The organism is Rhizobium sp. RHZ01, from assembly GCF_014851595.1.
Lineage (GTDB): Bacteria > Pseudomonadota > Alphaproteobacteria > Rhizobiales > Rhizobiaceae > Rhizobium > Rhizobium altiplani.
Window position 1 is genome coordinate 41,815 of the sequence record NZ_JACUZZ010000004.1, and the last position, 20,010, is coordinate 61,824.

Annotated in this window: 17 protein-coding genes and 1 riboswitch; of the genes, 12 read left to right on the top strand and 5 right to left on the bottom strand. The window is 61.6% G+C overall.

The window, feature by feature from the left end:
• Positions 1-120: 120 nt before the first annotated feature.
• Positions 121-1,119, bottom strand: a complete 999-nt coding sequence (locus IB248_RS06335) for a glycine betaine ABC transporter substrate-binding protein (RefSeq protein ID WP_192240556.1) — start codon at positions 1,117-1,119, stop codon at positions 121-123.
• A gap of 520 nt (positions 1,120-1,639) precedes the next feature.
• On the opposite strand from IB248_RS06335, the gene IB248_RS06340 reads away from it, so the two are divergent.
• Positions 1,640-3,094 (top strand): cobyric acid synthase, encoded by a 1,455-nt coding sequence (locus IB248_RS06340; protein WP_192240557.1) that lies wholly within the window; start codon positions 1,640-1,642, stop codon positions 3,092-3,094.
• Here IB248_RS06340 and IB248_RS06345 read toward each other — a convergent pair.
• Positions 3,091-4,881: a chloride channel protein gene (locus IB248_RS06345; RefSeq protein ID WP_018854708.1), complete on the bottom strand. Its 1,791-nt coding sequence runs from the start codon at positions 4,879-4,881 to the stop codon at positions 3,091-3,093. The genes IB248_RS06340 and IB248_RS06345 overlap by 4 nt on opposite strands.
• Before the next feature lie 247 nt (positions 4,882-5,128).
• Positions 5,129-5,526, top strand: a riboswitch (cobalamin riboswitch).
• 128 nt (positions 5,527-5,654) lie between these two features.
• On the opposite strand from IB248_RS06345, the gene cobU reads away from it, so the two are divergent.
• From cobU to IB248_RS06370, 5 genes are read left to right on the top strand one after another with little or no spacing between them, the layout of a single operon-like run.
• Positions 5,655-6,179, top strand: a complete 525-nt coding sequence (gene cobU, locus IB248_RS06350; RefSeq protein WP_192240558.1) for a bifunctional adenosylcobinamide kinase/adenosylcobinamide-phosphate guanylyltransferase — start codon at positions 5,655-5,657, stop codon at positions 6,177-6,179.
• Between the two features lie 5 nt (positions 6,180-6,184).
• On the top strand, positions 6,185-7,234 hold the full coding sequence (gene cobW / locus IB248_RS06355; protein ID WP_026371454.1) for a cobalamin biosynthesis protein CobW: 1,050 nt from the start codon (positions 6,185-6,187) through the stop codon (positions 7,232-7,234).
• Positions 7,235-7,244: 10 nt separating this feature from the next.
• A complete protein-coding gene (gene cobN / locus IB248_RS06360; RefSeq protein ID WP_192240559.1) occupies positions 7,245-11,012 on the top strand; it encodes a cobaltochelatase subunit CobN in 3,768 nt (1,255 codons plus the stop codon).
• Position 11,013: 1 nt separating this feature from the next.
• Positions 11,014-11,646, top strand: a complete 633-nt coding sequence (cobO, locus tag IB248_RS06365) for a cob(I)yrinic acid a,c-diamide adenosyltransferase (RefSeq protein ID WP_018854712.1) — start codon at positions 11,014-11,016, stop codon at positions 11,644-11,646.
• Positions 11,646-12,071, top strand: coding sequence for an EamA family transporter (locus IB248_RS06370; protein WP_192240560.1), 426 nt, complete (start codon positions 11,646-11,648; stop codon positions 12,069-12,071). The genes cobO and IB248_RS06370 overlap by 1 nt, the downstream gene beginning before the upstream one ends.
• On the opposite strand, the gene IB248_RS06375 is transcribed toward IB248_RS06370, so the two are convergent.
• From IB248_RS06375 to IB248_RS06385, 3 genes are all read right to left on the bottom strand, one after another.
• Positions 12,068-12,871, bottom strand: a complete 804-nt coding sequence (locus IB248_RS06375) for a helix-turn-helix transcriptional regulator (protein ID WP_192240626.1) — start codon at positions 12,869-12,871, stop codon at positions 12,068-12,070. The two genes, IB248_RS06370 and IB248_RS06375, sit on opposite strands and share 4 nt — an antisense overlap.
• Before the next feature lie 2 nt (positions 12,872-12,873).
• Positions 12,874-13,239, bottom strand: coding sequence for a nuclear transport factor 2 family protein (locus IB248_RS06380; protein ID WP_192240561.1), 366 nt, complete (start codon positions 13,237-13,239; stop codon positions 12,874-12,876).
• A gap of 98 nt (positions 13,240-13,337) precedes the next feature.
• The gene (locus IB248_RS06385; RefSeq protein ID WP_025660706.1) at positions 13,338-14,123 is read right to left on the bottom strand and encodes a TSUP family transporter; all 786 of its coding nucleotides are present in this window, start codon (positions 14,121-14,123) and stop codon (positions 13,338-13,340) included.
• Between the two features lie 99 nt (positions 14,124-14,222).
• Between IB248_RS06385 and IB248_RS06390 the strand changes: the two genes are divergently transcribed.
• From IB248_RS06390 to cbiB, 6 genes are all read left to right on the top strand, one after another.
• Complete coding sequence (locus IB248_RS06390; protein ID WP_018854717.1) at positions 14,223-14,642, top strand: cobalamin biosynthesis protein; 420 nt, start codon at positions 14,223-14,225, stop codon at positions 14,640-14,642.
• Positions 14,643-14,716: 74 nt separating this feature from the next.
• Positions 14,717-15,667 carry a nucleoside hydrolase gene (locus IB248_RS06395; RefSeq protein ID WP_192240562.1) on the top strand — a complete coding sequence of 317 codons (951 nt, stop codon included), beginning with the start codon at positions 14,717-14,719 and terminating at the stop codon, positions 15,665-15,667.
• Between the two features lie 149 nt (positions 15,668-15,816).
• On the top strand, positions 15,817-16,659 hold the full coding sequence (gene cobA, locus IB248_RS06400) for a uroporphyrinogen-III C-methyltransferase (RefSeq protein ID WP_025660704.1): 843 nt from the start codon (positions 15,817-15,819) through the stop codon (positions 16,657-16,659).
• On the top strand, positions 16,656-17,963 hold the full coding sequence (locus IB248_RS06405) for a cobyrinate a,c-diamide synthase (RefSeq protein WP_018854720.1): 1,308 nt from the start codon (positions 16,656-16,658) through the stop codon (positions 17,961-17,963). The genes cobA and IB248_RS06405 overlap by 4 nt, the downstream gene beginning before the upstream one ends.
• Positions 17,960-18,961, top strand: coding sequence for a threonine-phosphate decarboxylase CobD (cobD, locus tag IB248_RS06410; protein ID WP_192240563.1), 1,002 nt, complete (start codon positions 17,960-17,962; stop codon positions 18,959-18,961). Before IB248_RS06405 ends, cobD begins: the two co-directional genes overlap by 4 nt.
• Positions 18,958-19,938 (top strand): adenosylcobinamide-phosphate synthase CbiB, encoded by a 981-nt coding sequence (gene cbiB, locus IB248_RS06415; RefSeq protein WP_018854722.1) that lies wholly within the window; start codon positions 18,958-18,960, stop codon positions 19,936-19,938. The genes cobD and cbiB overlap by 4 nt, the downstream gene beginning before the upstream one ends.
• Positions 19,939-20,010 lie beyond the last annotated feature (72 nt).

Genomic DNA, 20,010 nt, shown 5'->3' on the forward strand with positions numbered 1-20,010 from the left:
TACAGGAAACCGATACCGTCAGAAGACGGCTGCTCCTTTTGCCCGCTCACTCTTGCGCGAATCCTGCGCTGACCAATCGAAGAATATTGCACCGTCTGGTGAGCGATTGCTTTGCTCTTCCTAGAGCCCGGCCTTGACCTTCTGCGCGACATCGGCAGGAACCCATTTGGTCCATAGCGCGGCGTAGTTCTGGAGGAAGTAGACGGTCGCTTCCTCGTTGCTCTTGTGGTTGTCATCCTGCCAGGCGAGCACTTCGTTGATTGTCGTATTGTCCCACGAGCGGAGCTTCAGGTAATCCATGGCCGGTCCGGCACGGTCGGCGAAGGCTTTGGTGACAATCGTAAAGGCCCGTGAGACGGGATAGGAATTCACCTGCGGCCGCGCGCAGCCGGGGACAGATGTGCACTTATCCCATTCTGCCTTGTCATGACCCACGCCGAAGCTCAGGCGCGTCATGTCGTATTTGCCGAGGACGGCCGTGGGTGCCCAGTAATAGCCAAGCCAGCCCTCCTTTTTCTGGAAGGCGTTTGTGATAGAATCATCAAGGTCCTGTGGGCTGCCGGTTTCGATCAACTGAAACCCGCTCTTCTCGGCGTCCAGCGCGCGGAACAGGTTGGATGTCGAAATCTGACAGCTCCAGCCGACGGGGCAACTAAAGACGGCGCCCTGCGATGCATTTCCCGGCGCGGGGAAGAGTTCCGGATGCTTGAGCGCATCCTGTACGCTGCGGATATTGGGGTTAGCGTCGGCGACGAATTTGGGTATCCACCAGCCTTCGACAGCTCCCTCCGAAAGGATTTCCGCCGCCAGGGTCAGCCTGCCTTCCTTGACCGCACCGTCGAGTTCTGTGCGGACGGAATTGATCCAGAACTCCGAAGCGATATCCGGCTCACCGTTCTCGTTCATCGACAGGAAGGTCGGCATCGTGTCGCCCGGGACGATTTTGACAGAGCAGCCATAACCCTTCTCAAGAATGAACCTGTCGAAGTTGGCCGCAATACCCGCCGAAGCCCACTTCATTTCAGCGATGGTGACGTTGCCGCATTCGGCAGCCTGCGCAGTCGTAGCGGCCGCACAGATTCCTGCGGCGAGCAGGATCGACGTGCAGAGAGATCTCATTTGCCTTCCCATTCTTGCTGCCCCGCCACAACTAGGCGTTCCGCGTCTTGCGGAGATCTTTATCCTGTTTGTCCGGCTATTGCTGTGGCGCTCGTCTTGATGCCTTGGAATGGCAGCCTACGCGTTCGGCTGTGGAAATCAATCGTTCTTCTGTGCATGAGGCGTGAAGTCTAAGCGTCTGATTTGAAAACGTATTGCCAGCCCCACCAAAAGGTTACCACGAGCGTCCCAAAGCCGGAAAATGCCGAAATTCATCTTTGCTTAGGGAGTTGCTAACCGTCCGGTAACAATGTGGCGGTATCTGTTCTTCCGTGGCGGGGGACACCGCCGCTTCTCCGGATCAGGTAATGCGTCCCGGAGAACGTGAGCTTCGCCGTGTATGGGCGAATGCGCCAGCGTATTTCGGCAGGCCGCGCTACCCTAAGCGGGTGACGTGGCCTTCGCATTTTCGGCGCTTGCGATTGACCACGGCAGAGAGGCCGTTGTAGGCGGGGGTCGGGTTCTCCGGAGTTCCGTGACAATGACCAAGGCCATCATGCTGCAAGGGACCGGCTCCGATGTCGGCAAGACCGTTCTTGTCGCGGGGCTTTGCCGTCTTGCTGCCAATCGTGGCCTTTCGGTCCGTCCCTTCAAACCGCAGAACATGTCGAACAATGCCGCGGTCGCCGACGACGGCGGCGAGATCGGCCGGGCGCAATGGCTGCAGTCGCTTGCCGCGCGTGTGCCGTCCTCGGTGCACATGAATCCTGTATTGCTCAAACCGCAATCCGAATACGGCAGCCAGATCATCGTTCAGGGCAAGGTCTGGGGGCAGGCCAAGGGACGGGACTATCAGAAACTCAAGCCAGCGCTCCTCGACTACGTGATGCAGAGCTTTTCGGCCGTTTCGGCCGGAGCGGATCTTGTGATCGTGGAAGGCGCAGGTTCGCCCGCCGAAATCAATCTCAGGGCCGGCGATATCGCCAATATGGGATTTGCCACCCGTGCCGGTGTGCCTGTCGTGCTTGTCGGCGATATTGACCGCGGGGGCGTGATCGCCTCGCTGGTTGGGACGCATACGATCCTCTCCGAGGACGACCGGGCAATGATATCCGGCTACCTCATCAACAAGTTCCGTGGCGACGTCTCGCTCTTTGATACGGGTATCGATGCGGTGCGCCGCTTCACCGGATGGCCATGCTTCGGTGTCGTGCCGTGGCTCAGGCACGCTTCGCGTCTGCCGGCCGAGGACTCGGTGGCGTTGGAACGCCTCGCACGCGGCGGCACGGGGGCACTCAAGGTCGCCGTGCCGGTCTTTACCCGCATCGCAAATTTCGACGATCTCGACCCCTTGAAGCCGGAGCCGGATGTCGATTTGGTTTTCGTCCGCGCGGGCGAGCGGCTGCCTGCGGACGCGCGGCTGGTGATCTTGCCCGGTTCGAAATCAACGATATCAGACCTGGCTGATATGCGTGCGCAGGGTTGGGATGCCGACATACTGGCCCATGTGAAGCGGGGTGGTCGGGTGATCGGGATTTGCGGCGGCTATCAGATGCTCGGGCGCAAGGTCCATGATCCCCTGGGCATCGAGGGACATGCGGTGGATATGGCGGGCCTCGGGCTGCTTGACGTCGAGACGGAGATGGCGCCTGAAAAGACCGTCCGCAACAGTGTTGCGACAGCAGTGGAGGACGGGTCCCCGCTTTCCGGCTACCAGATCCATCTCGGTATCACCTCCGGCGAAGACTGCGGCCGGCCGTTCGCGATCGTCGATGGTAGGCCGGATGGCGCGGTATCGGCAGACGGCCGGATTGCGGGAACCTATCTGCATGGGCTGTTCGCCAGCGACATCTACCGTTCTCGCTTGCTGCGCAGCTTTGGCCTTTCGGGCGACACGAATGACTATCGTGCCGGCGTCGAGAAAGCCCTGGACGACGTTGCGGCCGAACTGGAAGCCTGTCTTGACCGGCGCTGGCTGGACGAACTTCTCGGCTAGATCTCGCCGGATATTTCGCGGCGGCGGCGATCGAGTTCTTCGCTGTAACGGCGCAGCGTATGCGCCTCGCTCAACTGGCCGACAACCTTGCGCTCAATCAGATTGTTGACGACGGCGAGCGCTTCGCTTTCGGTCTTGTCGAAGATGGCGGCTGCCTGCTTGGCGTTCATCTGCGGCTGCAGGAAATCGTTCTTGTAGCGGATGAATTCGCTGAGATCCTTGCCGGTTTCGTCGGTATCGGTCAGGTTCGCGTAAATCTCCGGAACGAGCACGAGGCCGCTGTACTTGCCGGTACCATCGACCAGGACGACCCGCTGCGCCGAGCCGATGGGGAAGCGTTCCTTGAACTCATCGATCGAGAGAGCGGCATTGGCGGTCTTCACATCGGCGCGCATCAGCCGGTCAACCGTTAGGTTGCGGATCCAGCCGACATCGTGCGCGCTGCGAATGCTCTCGCCGCGCAGGTGGAAGCGCCATGTTGCGAAGGAGTAGCCGAAGGTGCTGCGGACGACGAGCGAGGAGGTGATGACCGCCGCCAGCACAAGCGCCGTGATCGGAAAGTCGCCGGTAATTTCGAGAGCAAGGAACGTCATCGTCAGCGGCCCGCCGATGACGGCGACCGCAAGCGAACTCATGCCGACGACCGCGTAGATGACCGGTGTCAGCGTAGCGTGAGCGAAGTAGGGGGCGGAATAGGCGAAGAACTTGCCTACCAGCGCGCCCATGAACAGCGACGCGAAGAACAGACCGCCTCTGAAGCCCGAACCGATCGAGATCGCGGAGGCGAAGGCTTTCAGGAGGAACAGGCCCACGAGCACCGGAATCGCGACGTCGCGCCCGAGGTTGAGGTGGAGCGCGCCATGTCCTGCCGACAGCACCTGCGGTGTGATCAGCGCGAGGAGGCCAACGACGATGCCGCCAAGGGCAGGGCGCAGCGGCGTCGCGATCGAACTCCGGCGAGCCAATTCCTCGATCCAGGCAACGCCCTGCATGATCATGATACCGACACCCGCACAGAATGCGCCGAGCAGGAGAGCCGGGACGTAATCAGCCGGCATGACCGTACCGAATTCGCCAACGTCGATCAGGAAATCGCTGCCACCGAGCAGCCGAGCCACCAGCGTCGAAACCAGCGCAGAAACCACAACCGGCGTTAGCGAGACGATGGTGTACGAGCCGATGATGAGCTCGAAGGCGTAGAATGCGCCGGTCAGCGGGGCATTGAAGGCAGCGGCAATCGCACCCGCTGCGCCGCACCCAACGAGAACGCGCAGGTCCGAGCGGCGAAGCTGCAGCTTCAGCCCGAGCTTCGAGGCCAGTCCGGCCGCCAGCTGCGTGTAACCGGCTTCCAGGCCGACGGAGGCCCCGAAACCATTAGAAATAAGATTTTGGACTGCGACCAGAATGCTATCGGTGAGAGATAGCCGACCGCCATGCAGTGCGTTCGCCTCGATCGGATCCACCATCGGCTTCTTGCGGGTCTTGGCAAGCACGAACAGCAACAGACCCAGGAGAATGCCGCCGCAGACCGGCGCCGTCAGCAACAGCAGCTTGTTGTCGATCTGCGACGAACTCAGTCTCTCGACGTCGCTGATTCCGAAGATCAGGCTGTGCATTTCGCGGGAAATGAGACCCATACCGGTCACCGCCAAACCCGATATGACACCGACGATCGCGCCGGCGATGACCATCCCCATCTCGCTGCGGCGCAGCAGGGCGCGCATCCGCCCGATATCGAGAAGGGTATGAAACGGACCGAAGCGGCGAATATCGATTTTGAGGAGCATGGCAGGAAAACTAGGCGGGCGCAGGCGCGTTCAAGTGCGAGGAAGGGAGGGGCAAATCAGTGGCGCGACCCGCTTGCGATGCAATTGCGGCAAAAGACCGGCGCGGACAATAATTATTTATGACGTAAGCCACTGATAAAAGACGATAAATCTTGTAGAGTAGGTCGACTTGACAGCGTTTCGCGGCGATGACGGCAATCTTAGGAGCGACGGCTTTTGATTGACTTCAGGAGTGGCCTTGCCTAACGATGACGCCATAACGGATGGTTCCGGACCGGTTGAATCGGTGCGGATGAAAAGGGAATGTGAAGCGGTGGACCCAATTCGGGCACCGTCATCAGAGCCGACCCCGCGACTGTAGAGCGGTCAGGGTTTTCTGTCCGGCGTTGGTTTCGCGTGGCTGACAGCCTGCAAGGGTGCAGGCGGGCTGTGCGAAAGTGGCGACGGAAAAGTCACTGGCAGTGCATCATGATCAACCGGGGCAGGACGCCTCTTACGTCTACGAATCGTCCGCCTTTTCATGAAATGCAGCCGGGAAGGCGAGGAAGATCCGCTGGCACGATCTGGGGCGACCGGTTTCCGGTTTGCCCCGATCGCGGCCAAGACCCGCGAGCCAGGAGACCTGCCAACTGTGCCGGGCGAAAAGCCCATTCCTGGGTGATGCCCGCTGCCAGCACGGAGGTTGTCATGGCTGAAAGACAGATTTGCCGGCTGCGCTCCGCAGTCGTTCCGGTCTCTCGCGGAAGGCTTCCGAAGATCGGTCAGCGTTTTCCATGAGCCCGATATCATCAGGCGCGACTTTCATCCTGGGCGGCGCGCGCTCGGGCAAATCGCGTTTTGCCGAGCAACTGGTCGTCTCGAGCGGCCTGGAGCACCATTACGTGGCGACCGGTCGGGCTTGGGACAACGAGATGCGCGCCCGGATCGACAAGCACAAAGCCGATCGCGGCGATCTCTGGCATACCCATGAAGAGCCGCTGGATCTTGTCGGCTGCCTGCGGGCGATCGATGGCGAGAAGCGGGCAGTTTTGGTGGATTGCCTGACGCTTTGGATCACCAATCTGATGATGGAAGACCGCGACATAGGGGCGGAATTTGCCTCGCTTGTGGCGTATCTGCCGACGGCACGAGCCCGTCTCGTCATCGTTTCCAATGAGGTCGGTCTCGGTATCGTGCCGGAAAACCGCATGGCGCGGGAGTTTCGGGACCATGCCGGCCGTCTGCATCAAATGATCGCGGCCGAGGCCGTGGATGTGTATTTTATCGCGGCTGGACTGCCGTTGAAGATGAAGGGTTGAATTTCATGAACCAGCAGAAAATTCCGGCGACCGTGATCACGGGTTTCCTCGGCGCCGGCAAGACGACGATGATCCGCAATCTGCTCTCCAATGCCAACGGTAAGAAGATCGCGCTTATCATCAACGAATTCGGCGATCTCGGCGTCGACGGCGACGTGCTCAAGGGCTGCGGCGCGGAGAACTGCACCGAGGATGACATCATCGAGCTCACCAATGGCTGCATCTGCTGCACGGTTGCCGACGACTTCATTCCGACGATGACCAAGCTTCTGGAGCGCGAACAGCGCCCCGACCATATCGTTATTGAAACATCCGGTCTCGCGCTGCCGCAGCCGCTCGTTGCGGCGTTCAACTGGCCTGATATCCGCACGCAGGTCACCGTCGATGGCGTCGTTACCGTTGTCGACAGCGCCGCCGTTGCCGCGGGCCGCTTCGCGGACGATCACGATGCCGTCGAGGCTCGTCGGGTCGAAGACGAGTCGCTCGACCATGAGAGCCCGATCGAGGAGCTTTTCGAGGACCAGCTGACCTGCGCCGATCTGATCGTACTCAACAAGACCGACCTTCTCGACACCGCCGGCCTTGGTCGCGTGCGCGATGAGGTTGCTTCCCGTATCGCTCGCAAGCCTGTCATGATCGAGGCGCGCAATGGCGAGGTTCCGGCAAGCGTGCTGCTCGGGCTCGGCGTCGGTACGGAAGACGATGTGGTCAATCGCAAGTCCCACCATGAACTCGAACACGAGGACGGCGTGCCGCACGATCATGACGAGTTCGACAGCTTCGTGGTCGAGCTTGGTCCTGTTGCCGATCCGGCAGCCTTCGTGGATGCGCTGAGGGGCATCATCGGGGAACATGACGTGCTGCGGCTCAAGGGCTTCATCGATGTTCCCGGCAAGCCGATGCGCCTGCAGTTGCAGGCGGTCGGCAGCCGGATCGACCACTATTTCGATCGCGCCTGGGCGCCGGGCGAAGCACGCGGCACCCGTCTTGTCGTCATCGGCTTGCACGAGATGGACGAAGCGGCGGTGCGCAAGGCGATCGAAGCGCTGGCATAAGGCAAGACCGATGCATCTGCTTCTGGCACAGCAGGGAACAATCAGTGACGCCGAGGAGGCGATCGATCTCGGTCAATCGCCCGGCGATGTCCTGTTCCTGTCGGCTGCCGATACCGAGCTTGCCGCGATAGCCGCCGCTTATGACGAACCGTCGGCCGGCTTCTCGCTGCGGCTGGCAAGCCTGATGAGCCTGAAGCATCCAATGTCGGTCGATGCCTATATCGAGCGGACGGCCCGCCACTCCAAGCTAATCGTCGTGAGGGCGCTGGGTGGCGCCAGCTACTTCCACTATGCGCTGGAGGCGCTCCATACGGCGGCAGCTCGATCTGGCGCGTTCATCGCCGTGCTGCCCGGAGATTCGAAGTCCGATGCGGGGTTGACACCATTTTCGAATGTACCGCTTGAAGACCTGAACGCCCTTTGGGCCTATCTCATCGAAGGCGGCGATGCCAATTCGCGGGCGTTTCTGGACTATGCCGGTGCGATGCTCTCGGGAACTGAAAAGCCGGAAGCGGCATCGCCGCTGATGAAGGCTGGGATCTGGTGGCCGGGCAAGGGCGTCGTCGGCGTCGAAGAGTGGAGGTCGGCGTGCGACGAACGGGTGCGCTTCGTACAGGGAGTGTCACAAACGCCTGTGGTCGCGGTCAGCTTCTATCGCGCGCTCGTGCAAAGCGGAGAGACCAAGCCTGTCGAAGCCTTGATCGATACGCTGCTGGCTGAAGGCATCCGGCCGCTGCCGGTGTTTGCTTACAGCCTCAAGGATCCTGTCTCGAAGGGCATTCTCGAAAGTGTTTTTAACGCCATCAAGCCCGAGGTGGTGATCAATACGACAGGCTTTGCCGTGTCTGCGCCTGGTGCGGATCGCGAGCAGACCGTGCTCGAGGCGAACGACGCGGTGGTGCTTCAGGCGATCTTTTCGGCGTCGTCGCGCCAAGCGTGGGCCGCTTCCTCGCAGGGGCTCTCCGTACGCGACCTTGGAATGAATGTTGCGCTGCCGGAGGTTGACGGACGGGTGCTTGCCCGAGCGGTTTCATTCAAGTCGGCATCGCGCTACGACGCGCGCGTCGAGGCCAATATTGTCGGCAGCGAGCCGGATATCGAGCGGATGCGCTATACAGCGCGGCTTGCAGCCAACTGGGCCAATCTGCGGACGACACCCGTCGGCAAGAGACACATCGCTCTTGTCATGGCGAACTATCCGAACCGCGATGGCAGACTCGGTAACGGCGTCGGGTTGGACACGCCCGCCGGCACCGTTGAGGTGCTGAAGGCAATGGGTGGCGCCGGCTATCCAGTCGCGGATATTCCCGATGATGGCGATGCGCTGATACGACGCCTGATGGAAGGGCCGACAAGTTCAGGACAGGATGGGAAGCTTGTTCGCGAATCGCTTTCAGTGAGTCGATACAAGGCTTTCTTCGGAAGTCTTCCCAAAAAGATTCAGGATGAAATCTGTGGGCGTTGGGGCGCACCCGAGGCCGATCCCTATGTCGTGGAGGGCGCTTTTGCGCTGCCGTTCATGCGTCTTGGTGAGCTGCTGGTCGGCATCCAGCCGGCGCGCGGCTACAACGTCGATCCAAAGGAAAGCTACCATTCCCCGGATCTCGTGCCACCGCATGGCTATCTTGCCTTTTACGCTTTCCTTCGCCACGAATTCGGTGCCCACGCCGTTATTCACATGGGCAAGCACGGCAATCTGGAATGGCTGCCGGGCAAGGCGCTGGCTTTGTCAGTGGAATGCTACCCCGAAGCTGTCCTCGGCCCCATGCCGCATCTTTATCCCTTCATCGTCAACGATCCCGGCGAGGGGACGCAAGCCAAGCGTCGCGCCGGCGCCGTGATCATCGATCATCTGACGCCGCCGCTGACGCGTGCCGAGAGCTACGGGCCGCTCAAGGATCTGGAAGCGCTGGTCGACGAATACTACGAGGCGTCGGGCGGTGATCCGCGCCGCATCCGGCTTCTCAGCAAGCAGATCCTCGATCTCGTGGCCGACATCGGCCTCGATCGCGATGCCGGCATTGACAAGGGTGAGAGCGAGACGGAGGCTTTGAAGAAGCTCGACGCCTATCTCTGCGATCTCAAGGAGATGCAGATCCGCGACGGCCTGCATGTTTTCGGCGTCTCGCCGCAGGGACGGTTGCTGACGGATCTGACGGTCGCGCTGGCCCGGGTTCCGCGCGGGCTCGGACAGGGAGGTGACCGTAGCCTTCAGCGTGCGATTGCCGCGGATCTCGACTTGGCGTTCGACCCGCTCGATTGCGATATGGCCGAGGCCTGGGCTGGACCGCATCCGGATTTTCTCGTGGGCATCACGGACGCTGTCTGGCGAACGAACGGCGATACAGTCGAGCGGATCGAACTTCTTGCCGCAAAGTTGGTGGCAGCTGAGTTCACCTGCCCGGAGAACTGGGCAGCGACGCGCGCCGTTCTTGCGGAGATCGAGATGCGCCTCAGGCCAGCCATTCTCGCCTGTGGGACGGCGGAGATCGAAGGTCTGCTCCGCGGGCTCGATGGGCGTTTCGTGCCGCCCGGTCCGTCAGGTGCGCCCACGCGAGGACGTCCCGATGTGCTGCCGACAGGGCGGAATTTCTACTCGGTCGACAGCCGTGCCGTGCCGACGCCGGCGGCCTACGAGCTCGGGAAGAAGTCCGCTGAACTCGTGATCCGCCGTTACGTGCAGGATCACGGCGAATGGCCGGTCTCCTTCGGCCTGACCGCCTGGGGCACCTCGAACATGCGCACGGGCGGCGATGACATCGCCCAGGCTCTGGCCTTAATCGGCGTGAAGCCGGTGTGGGACATGACCTCGCGGCGCGTCACCGGCTATGAAATCATCCCGCCCGCATTGCTACGGCATCCGCGTGTCGATGTGACGCTGCGTATCTCAGGCTTCTTCCGGGATGCCTTTCCGGAACAGATTGCACTGTTCGACAAGGCAATCCGTGCCGTCGGGGCGCTGGAAGAAGATGCTACCGACAACCCGATTGCGCAGCGCATGCGCGGCGAGGCTGCACGGCTTGAAGCGGCCGGACTGGACCCGGCCCAAGCAAGCCGTCGGGCCGGCTATCGCGTTTTCGGCTCGAAGCCAGGCGCCTACGGTGCCGGCTTGCAGGCATTGATCGACGAGAAGGGATGGGAACGCCGGGCCGATCTCGCTGAAGCCTATCTCGTGTGGGGAAGCTACGCTTATGGCGCCGGCGAAGAGGGCCGGGCAGAGCGTGGTGTCTTCGAAGAGCGCCTCCGCTCGATCCAGGCGGTCGTGCAGAACCAGGACAATCGCGAGCACGACCTTCTTGATAGCGACGATTATTACCAGTTCGAGGGCGGTATGGCGGCTGCGGCCGAAATGCTCGCGGGTGATCGGCCAGCGATCTACCATAACGATCACTCCAGGCCCGAGAAGCCGGTGATCCGGTCTTTGGAAGAGGAGATCGGGCGTGTCGTGCGCGGCCGTGTCGTCAATCCGAAGTGGATCGACGGCGTCATGCGCCATGGCTACAAGGGCGCTTTCGAGATCGCCGCGACCGTCGACTACCTCTTTGCCTTTGCGGCAACGACGGGCGCTGTGGGCAATCATCATTTCGAAGCCGTCTACCAGGCCTTCGTGGTTGATCCGAAGGTGCGCGATTTCATGATCGAGAAGAACCCAGCCGCCTTCGAGGATATCAAGGAGCGGCTGCTCGAGGCCATCGATCGCCATCTCTGGACGCCGCGCAGCAATTCCGCGCGCTTCGACCTTTCAGACACATTCAAGCTTGCATCCGGGGAGAATTGAGATGACCGCCGAAAATACCGAAACCGCTGGCCACGACGACGCGCGCCACGCCGAGAAGATGGCGAAGAAGAAGGCCGCCCGCGACAAGATCATGGCGACGAAGACGGACGAAAAGGGCCTCATCATCGTCCATACCGGCAAGGGCAAGGGCAAGTCGTCCTCCGCGTTCGGGATGATTTTCCGGCATATCGCGCACAGAAAGCCGTCTGCCGTCGTTCAGTTCATCAAGGGCGCGATGTGGACCGGCGAGCGCGACCTGATCGAAAAGCACTTCTCCGACATCTGCCAGTTCCACACCATGGGCGAGGGCTTCACCTGGGAGACGCAGGATCGCGCTCGCGATGTGGCTGCGGCTGGTACAGCCTGGGAGAAGGCGAAAGAACTGATCCGCGACGAACGGAATTCGATGGTGCTCCTCGACGAGATCAATATAGCGTTGCGCTACGACTACCTCGATATCAACGAAGTGGTCGAGTTCCTGAAGAACGAGAAGCCGTATATGACCCACGTCGTCCTGACCGGGCGCAACGCCAAGGATGAGCTGATCGAGATCGCCGATCTCGTCACCGAGATGGAGCTGATCAAGCATCCGTTCCGTTCCGGCATCAAGGGACAGCCCGGCGTGGAGTTCTGATGACACAGAGTTGGATTTTCTGGGCGGTGCTTTCGGCGGCGTTTGCTGCGTTGACGGCGATCTTTGCAAAGATCGGCGTCGTCGGCATCAATTCCGATCTCGCCACGCTGATCCGCACTGTCGTTATCATCTTCATCATCAGCGCCATTGTTGTGGCAACCGGGCAATGGCAGCCCTTCTCCAGCATTTCAGGCAAGACCTGGCTTTTCCTTTGCCTTTCAGGCGCCGCGACGGGCGCCTCGTGGCTTGCCTATTTCCGCGCACTGAAGATCGGCGATGCCGCACGCGTCGCGCCGATCGACAAGCTTTCCATCGTTCTTGTCGCGGTTTTCGGCGTCGTCTTTCTCGGTGAAAAGCTCAATCTCATGAACTGGCTCGGCGTAAGCCTGATTGCCGGCGGGGCGCTCTTGCTCGCCTTGTTCTAGCCGCTCGCCTGTGCCGTTGTTGCGAGAAGTCTTGCCGTTTCCTCGTTCGCGGGGAAAAAGGATTCGATCGCAAGTTCGGAAAGGGTGACGTCCACGGGCGTGCCGAAAACAGTGGTTGTCGAAAGGAAAGAGAGCAGGCCTGCTTCCGTTTCCAGTTCGAGCGGCACGGCGATGCCGGCATAGTCGGCTTTCCTGCTCGTCTCCGGCCGGCCACCGCTTAGCGGGTAGGCGGACAATTCCTTCAGCAGTTCGCCGAGAATCGGATCTCCCGTGGCCGAAATCTGTTGGTGCAGCCGCTCGAGGAGATGTGCGCGCCATTCCGGCAGATTGACAATCTTCGGCGCCAACCCATCGGGATGCAGGCTGAGGCGGAGAACGTTGATTGGCCCTTCCCGCAAAGCGCGATCCCTGACGCCCTCAAGAAGCGGGGCGATCGCGTCATTGGCGGCAATCAATGTCCAGTGCCGGTCGATCGCAAGGGCGGGGTAGGGCTCGTGTCCCTTGAGGATCATGTCGACTGCCTGCCGCGCCGGTCGAAGGGTCGGATCGTCGAGCGAACGCTCGGAAAACAGCGGCGCAAAACCTGCGGCCAGCAGCAGCGGATTGCGATCCCTGAGCGGCACGCCGAGCCGTTCGACCAGATGCAGCAGCATGTCGCGGCTTGGGATCGACCGCCCGCTCTCGATGAAACTCAGATGTCTCTGCGAGATTTCGGCCTCCAAGGCAAGGGCGAGCTGGCTCATTCGGCGCTTCTGCCGCCAGTCGCGCAGATAGTCCCCAAGGGAGCGGGCGGGCGTCATCATCATGCGGCTTCCGGGAGTTGGTCGATGAAGCCGTGCACGGATTTCAGTCGTCCACCTTCGAGCACCGCGAAATCGGTGCCCTTGATGAGGTGTTCCCCGCCCGTCGGTCCGAGACCCCACGAGAAGCGCAGGTTGTCGCCGTAGCCATCGGCGGTGCCGACGAGTTCGAACCGGAAACCCGGGAAGCGCGCATGCACGGCTTCAACAAGTGCGTTGATCTGCTCATGGCCTTCGCCGCGCATCAAGGGATCGATATAAGTTGCCGCTTCATGCCAGCTTTCCGCGATCAAGGCGGTGCGGCGGGCCGCATCCGTCTCGTTCCAGATCGCGATGTAGCGCTGGGCTTCGGTGTTCGCATCGGTCATCAGATCATCTCCTGTTGGCGCCTGGTTCGTCCAGACATCGCGATCATGGAGAAGCGCCGGCGCCTCATCAATTACGCCGAAGGTAATCGGACGCGGCGTCAGATTTCGAGCCAGATACGGATGGGATTGGCCGGATCGGCCAGAAGCTTGATCGTGAAGGCGACGCAGACGATGACGAGCAGCGGCTTGATCAGGCGGGCGCCGGTGCGCATCGCAAGCCGGGAGCCGAGCTGCGCCCCCAGAAATTGGCAGACGCCCATCATCAAGCCGATCTTCCAAAGGATCGCACCGAAGGAAATGAAGACGATGAGCGCGCCGATATTCGAGCCGAGGTTCAGAAGCTTGGTGTGCGCCGTTGCCTTCAACATGCCGAAGCCGGCAAGGGATACGAAGGACAGCATGAAGAAGGAGCCGGCACCAGGACCAAAGACGCCATCGTAGAATCCGATTGCCGGAACCAGCGTCAGGCCGAAGACGAAGGGCGTCATGCGGCGATGCTTGTCGACGTCATTCAGGTTCGGCTTCAAGGCAAAATAGAGAGCGATTGCCACAAGCAGGATCGGCATGACCGCGCGCAGCACTTCGCCCGGAACGACCGTTGCCAAGGCGGCGCCGAGAGACCCGCCGAGGACTGCCATCAAGGCCATCGGCAATTGCGTGCGCAGATGCACGTGTCCCTTTCGGGCATAGGCGATCGTGGCGGAAGCTGCCCCGAATACGGATTGCACCTTGTTGGAGCCCAGCGTTTGCAGCGGAGGAATACCGGCAATCAGCATCGCCGGGACCGTGATCAGGCCACCGCCGCCCGCGATGGAATCGACGAAGCCGGCGAAAAAGCCAGCTGCAGCCAGCATGAATAGCAGATGAGGGGCAAGGTCAGACAAGGAGGGAGAACTCTGGAATGTGGTACGCGGCGCATGTTGCATTTCCAGCCCCGTGCTGCAATGGCTTGAGGAACACAGGGGCGGGTTTCATTGTCGCATGTGACCGAAATTGTATTCGATGGGACGCGCCGGTACGTGCTCGGTCTCGGCTGCGAGCGCGGAACGCCTGAAAACGAGGTGAGCGAGCTTGCCAGCGCGGCGTTGACGGCGGCGGGTATCGACCCCGGTGAGCTGGCGGCCGTTGCGTCGATCGATACGCGATGCAATGAGCCCGCGATCCTTGCAGCAGCGCGCCGCCTTGGCGTGCCGTTCTTGCTCTTCGCTCCGGCGCGGCTCGAGGAAGAAACGCCGCGGCTGAAAAATCCTTCGGCAGTCGTCTTCGCCCGAGTGGGGTGTCACGGGGTTGCCGAATCGGCTGCGTTGGCGGCGATTGGGCCGCATGCGGAACTCGTCGTTCCGAAGACCAAGTCACGACGCGCCACCGCTGCGATCGCGTGCGCCCTGTTGCAGAAAGAATAGCGGACGCTATGGTGGCCGCCGACTTCGCGGCGCCGTCCGGCTGCCCTGCGACAATAACGAAAAGAGGCACACTCATGCACAAGGTCATTTATGACACGGATCCGGGCGTCGATGATGCAATGGCTCTGCTTTTTCTGCACCGCCATCCCGAGATCGATCTGCTTGGAATCACGACCGTGTTCGGCAACGCGTCGGTGGAGACGACGACGCGCAACGCGCTGTTCCTGAAGCGTGAGTGGAACATTCCCGCTCCGGTCGCCAAGGGCGCCAGCGTGACGATCGATCCAGCGCGCACAGAGGGGGCATGGCCGACCTTCGTGCACGGCGAGAACGGCCTCGGCAACATCGAAGTGCCCGAAACGATCGATCTGCCGCTCGATCCGCGTCCCGCTCACCGCTTCATCATCGATACCGTCCGCGCCCACCCGGGCGAGGTCAGACTGGTTGCCGTCGGTCGCATGACCAACCTGGCGATGGCGCTCAAGGAAGATCCGGAGATTGCGGGCCTCGTGAAGGACGTCGTCATCATGGGCGGCAACTTCTACGTTCCGGGCAACGTGTCGCCGGTCGCGGAAGCCAACATCCATGGGGATCCGGAAGCGGCCGACATCGTCCTGACCGCGCCCTGGAAGGTTGCCGTCATTGGCCTCGACGTGACCGCGATCACGACGATGAGCCGCGGCTATCTTGCCGACGTCGCGGCCAAGGGCGACAGCGCCGTAAAGCTGTTGAACGATCTTTCACAGGACTACATCGACTTCTACAAGCACGCAGTCGAAGACGGCATGATGGTTCACGACAGCTGTGCCTGCGTCTACGCAATCGCACCCGAGCGGTTCTCGACCATCAGCGGCCCGGTGCGCGTCGTCTGCGGCGGCATTGCCGATGGGCAGACAATCGTGAAACCGGACGGCCGCCGCTTCCCGCCGGGCGATTGGGACGGCCTGCCGAGCCAGGTCGTCTGCACCGGCATCGAGTCCGAAAAGGTGATCAGTCTCATACGCGACACGCTTCTGCGTGGGTGAGAACTTCGCCCGGTCGCGCGTCGGCTGGGCGTGAAACCTTGCTTGCCGCAAGAGGAGACGGAATGGTTGGAGGACGTGTGCCTTTCACATCTGTCTCGAGCGCGATCAGCGGCGTTGACCTTGCCTGCGACGGGGCATAGATCATGCCAATGATCGAAGCTGCGTTTTCACATCTGCCGGCTCTTGAGCCGGGCAGCGTTTGGCTTGTTGGTGCGGGCCCAGGCGAGCCCGGATTGCTGACGCTTCTTGCCGTCAAGGGATTGGCGGAGGCGGATGTCGTGGTTCACGATGCGCTCGTGAACGTCGATTGCCTGAAGCTTGCACGACCCGACGCCTTGTTGGAATATGCTGGAAAGCGTGGCGGCAAGCCGTCCGCCAAGCAGCGCGACATTTCGCTGCGGCTGGTCGAACTCGCCCACGCAGGCAAGCGCGTCCTGCGCCTCAAGGGCGGCGATCCCTTCGTCTTCGGGCGCGGTGGCGAGGAGGCGTTGACGCTAGTCGAGCACAATGTCCCGTTCCGTATCGTACCGGGCATTACCGCGGGTATCGGCGGGCTGGCCTATGCTGGCATTCCCGTCACGCACAGGGATGTCAACCATGCGGTGACGTTCCTGACGGGACACGATTCCTCGGGCATCGTGCCGGATGCGATCAATTGGGAAGCCATCGGCAAGGGCTCGCCTGTTATCGTCATGTATATGGCGATGAAGCATATCGATCAGATCAGCAAGAAGCTCGTCGCCGCTGGGCGATCGCCATCGGAACCGGTTGCCTTCGTCTGCAACGCATCGACCGGCCTCCAACAGGTGCTAGAAACCACGCTCGATGAGGCGCCGGCCGCTGTTGCAGCCTCCGGCCTCGAACCGCCGGCGATCGTGGTGGTCGGGGAGGTTGTCCGGCTGAGGCCGTCGCTCGATTGGCTGGGGGCGCTTGCAGGACGCAGGCTGCGCCCCGATCCATTCCAGGACTCGAACAGCAGGGAGACGGCATGAGCGGTTTGTTGATTGCGGCCCCGTCCTCCGGATCGGGGAAGACTACGGTGACTCTGGGCCTGCTGCGTGCGCTTCGTAAGCGCGGCATTGCGGTAGCGCCCGGCAAGGCGGGGCCCGACTATATCGATCCGGCCTTTCATGCGGCGGCCAGCGGCGTTGCCTGCCTCAACTTCGATCCATGGGCGATGCGCGCGGAATTGATCGCCGCCAATGCGACCCTGCATCGCTCTGGCGACCGCGTCCTCGTTATCGAAGCGATGATGGGGCTTTTCGACGGCGCGACCGACGGGAAGGGCACTGCGGCCGACCTTGCTGCCATGCTTGGTCTTTCCGTCGTGCTTGTCGTCGATGCGTCGCACATGTCGCAGTCGGTGGCTGCACTGGTAACGGGATTTGCGGGCTTTCGCGCGGATGTTCGCATCGCCGGCGTCATTCTCAATAAGGTTGGCGGCGAACGCCACGAGATGATGCTGCGCAAGGCGCTCGATGAGATCCGCATGCCGATTGTTGCCGTCGTCCGCCGTGACAATGACATCGCTCTTCCCGAGAGGCATCTCGGCCTCGTCCAGGCGGGAGAGCATGATATGCTTGAAAGCTTCATCGAGCATGCTGCCGATGCGGTGTCCGACGAATGCAATTTCGAGTTCCTGCTGCGCATTGCGCGCCAGGGGCTCAATCGCCCGTCCACTGCCAACATTGCTCGGTTGCCGCCGCTCGGCAGCAGGATAGCAGTGGCGCGCGACATCGCCTTTGCCTTCTCCTACGAGCACATGCTGCTTGGTTGGCGTCGGCGCGGTGCAGAAATCTCGTTCTTCTCGCCGCTTGCGGACGAGGCGCCGGATCCGGCGGCAGATGCGATCTATCTTCCGGGCGGCTATCCGGAGCTCCACCCCGGACGTATTGCGGCGGCCGCCAATTTCCGGGCCAAAGTGCTCGACGCCGCCAACAGGGGCGTGCGCATCTACGGGGAGTGCGGCGGATACATGGTTCTCGGCGAAGGGCTGGTCGACGGGGCCAGCGTCCGTCATGAGATGCTCGGCCTCTTGCCTGTGGTGACCAGCTACGAGGAGCGCAAACGCCACCTGGGTTATCGCCGCGTGAAGCCATTGAACGGCGCCTATTTTGAGCTGCCTATGACCGCGCATGAGTTTCATTATTCGGCCGTGGTTTCCGAGGGTGAAGCCGATCGTCTCTTCCAGGTGACGGACGCGTTGGGCAATGACCTTGGACAAGCCGGGCTCCAGCGCGGGCAGATCGCAGGGTCCTACATGCATCTGATCGACCTTGCCGAGGGGGCAAGATGAACGCCCCGATTGTTCATGGAGGTGGCATCACGGCTGCCGCCGCAATGTACGGCGGCGAGGTAGAGCAGTGGCTTGACCTTTCGACGGGTATCAACCCGTGCCCGGTATCACTGCCGGCTATCCCAATGCGCGCCTGGCATCGCCTGCCCGACAAGCATCTCATCGATCGCGCGCGTGCGGCGGCGCGAGACTATTATCGCAGCTGCGACATCCTCCCGCTGCCTGTTCCCGGTACGCAATCGGTTATCCAGCTATTGCCGCGGCTCTTTGATGTTGCCGGACGGGTTGCCATTCTGGCTCCGACCTACGGCGAATATGAGCGCGCCTTCCGGATGGCGGGCCATTCCGTGGATCTGGTCTCCGGTCTGGATGACGTCAAAGCCGGTCACGCAATTGTCGTCATCGTCAATCCGAACAACCCCGATGGTCGCGTCTACGCTCCGGAGAAGGTCGTAGTATTCAGTGAAGAGATGAGGACCAGAGGAGGTTTCGTCGTTGTGGATGAAGCCTTCGGCGATACATGCCCCGAGATGAGCCTGGCGCCGTTTGCCTCGCGGCTGCCGAATGTTCTCGTCTCTCGTTCCTTTGGCAAGTTCTTCGGGCTGGCAGGGTTGCGCCTGGGATTTGCCGTCGCCGCTCCGCAAATCCTGGCGCAACTCGAAGACCTGCTTGGGCCGTGGTCGGTGTCCGGTCCCGCGCTTTCGATCGCAACCGATCTCCTTGCATCGGATCTGGCCCCGATACAGCTGCGGATCTCCGAGAGGGCCGATGCGCTACGCACGATTCTCGAGCAAGGCAGTCTAAGCATTGTCGGAGGAACGCACCTCTTTGCACTCGTCGATCACGAGCAAGCCGCCGAGCTGCACCGGCATCTATGCCAGCATCGCATTCTGGTTCGCAAATTCGATTATCAGCCGCGTTGGCTGCGTTTCGGTCTCGCCGCCGATGCGGCCGGCGACCAACGGCTATCTGATGCATTGCAGAGTTATAGATCATGACATTTGACCATAATCTTCTCGTGCTGGTTCTCGCGCTTCTGCTCGACAGGATTGTCGGGGACCCAGATGCGTTGTGGATGCGCATGCCGCACCCCGTTGCGCTCTTCGGAAACGCGATCTCTCGAGTCGACCGGATGTTCAATCGCACGGAACTTCACAAGCGCGTGCGGCGCCGCAACGGCGTCTGGTCGATCGCCGGTCTTTTGATCCTCAGTGCCGCTGCGGGTTTCGTCTTGCATCGTTTCTTCTCGTTGTTCGGCCTGATCGGGATCCTCCTTGAAGTTGTTTGCGTTGCCGTCTTCATGGCGCAGAAGAGCCTTGCCGATCATGTGGAGGCCGTTGCCGCCGGATTGAAAACCGAAGGCATCAGTGGCGGCCGGCTGGCTGTTTCGCGGATTGTCGGGCGTGATCCGGAAACACTGGACGAGCCCGCCGTCTGCCGTGCGGCAATCGAGAGCCTGGCCGAGAATTTCTCGGATGGCGTGGTTGCTCCAGCGCTGTGGTACGCCGTTTTTGGCTTGCCCGGCCTATTCGCCTACAAGATGCTGAACACGGCGGACTCGATGATCGGACACAAGTCCGACAGGTATGCCGATTTCGGCTGGGCGGCTGCTCGGTTGGACGACTTTGCCAACTGGCCGGCTGCGCGCCTTTCGATTTTCCTGATTGCGGCCGGGGCCTGGCTGCGGCGAGGGAGCGCCGCCTGCCGGGAAGCGCTGCGTATTGCCGCCCGCGACGGCGGCCTGCATCGCTCTCCCAATTCCGGCCGGCCGGAGGCGGCGATGGCGGGGGCGCTGAATGTGCAACTTGCTGGCCCACGCGTTTATTCCGGGGTTGTCGTCATGGAGCCGATGATCAACGGCAGCGGACGTGAAACGGCAACGGTCGCCGACATCGAGGATGGCGTCTCGGTCTTTTATGCCAGCTGTTCGATCCTTGCGGGGACCGCCCTGGTTCTTTTCCTGGTACTGCTCTGATCGCGAAGGGGTGAGTTCACCCAGCACGCTGTGCGGCAAGCCGCCCGTGTGCTTTGCTGTTTAAGCAACACT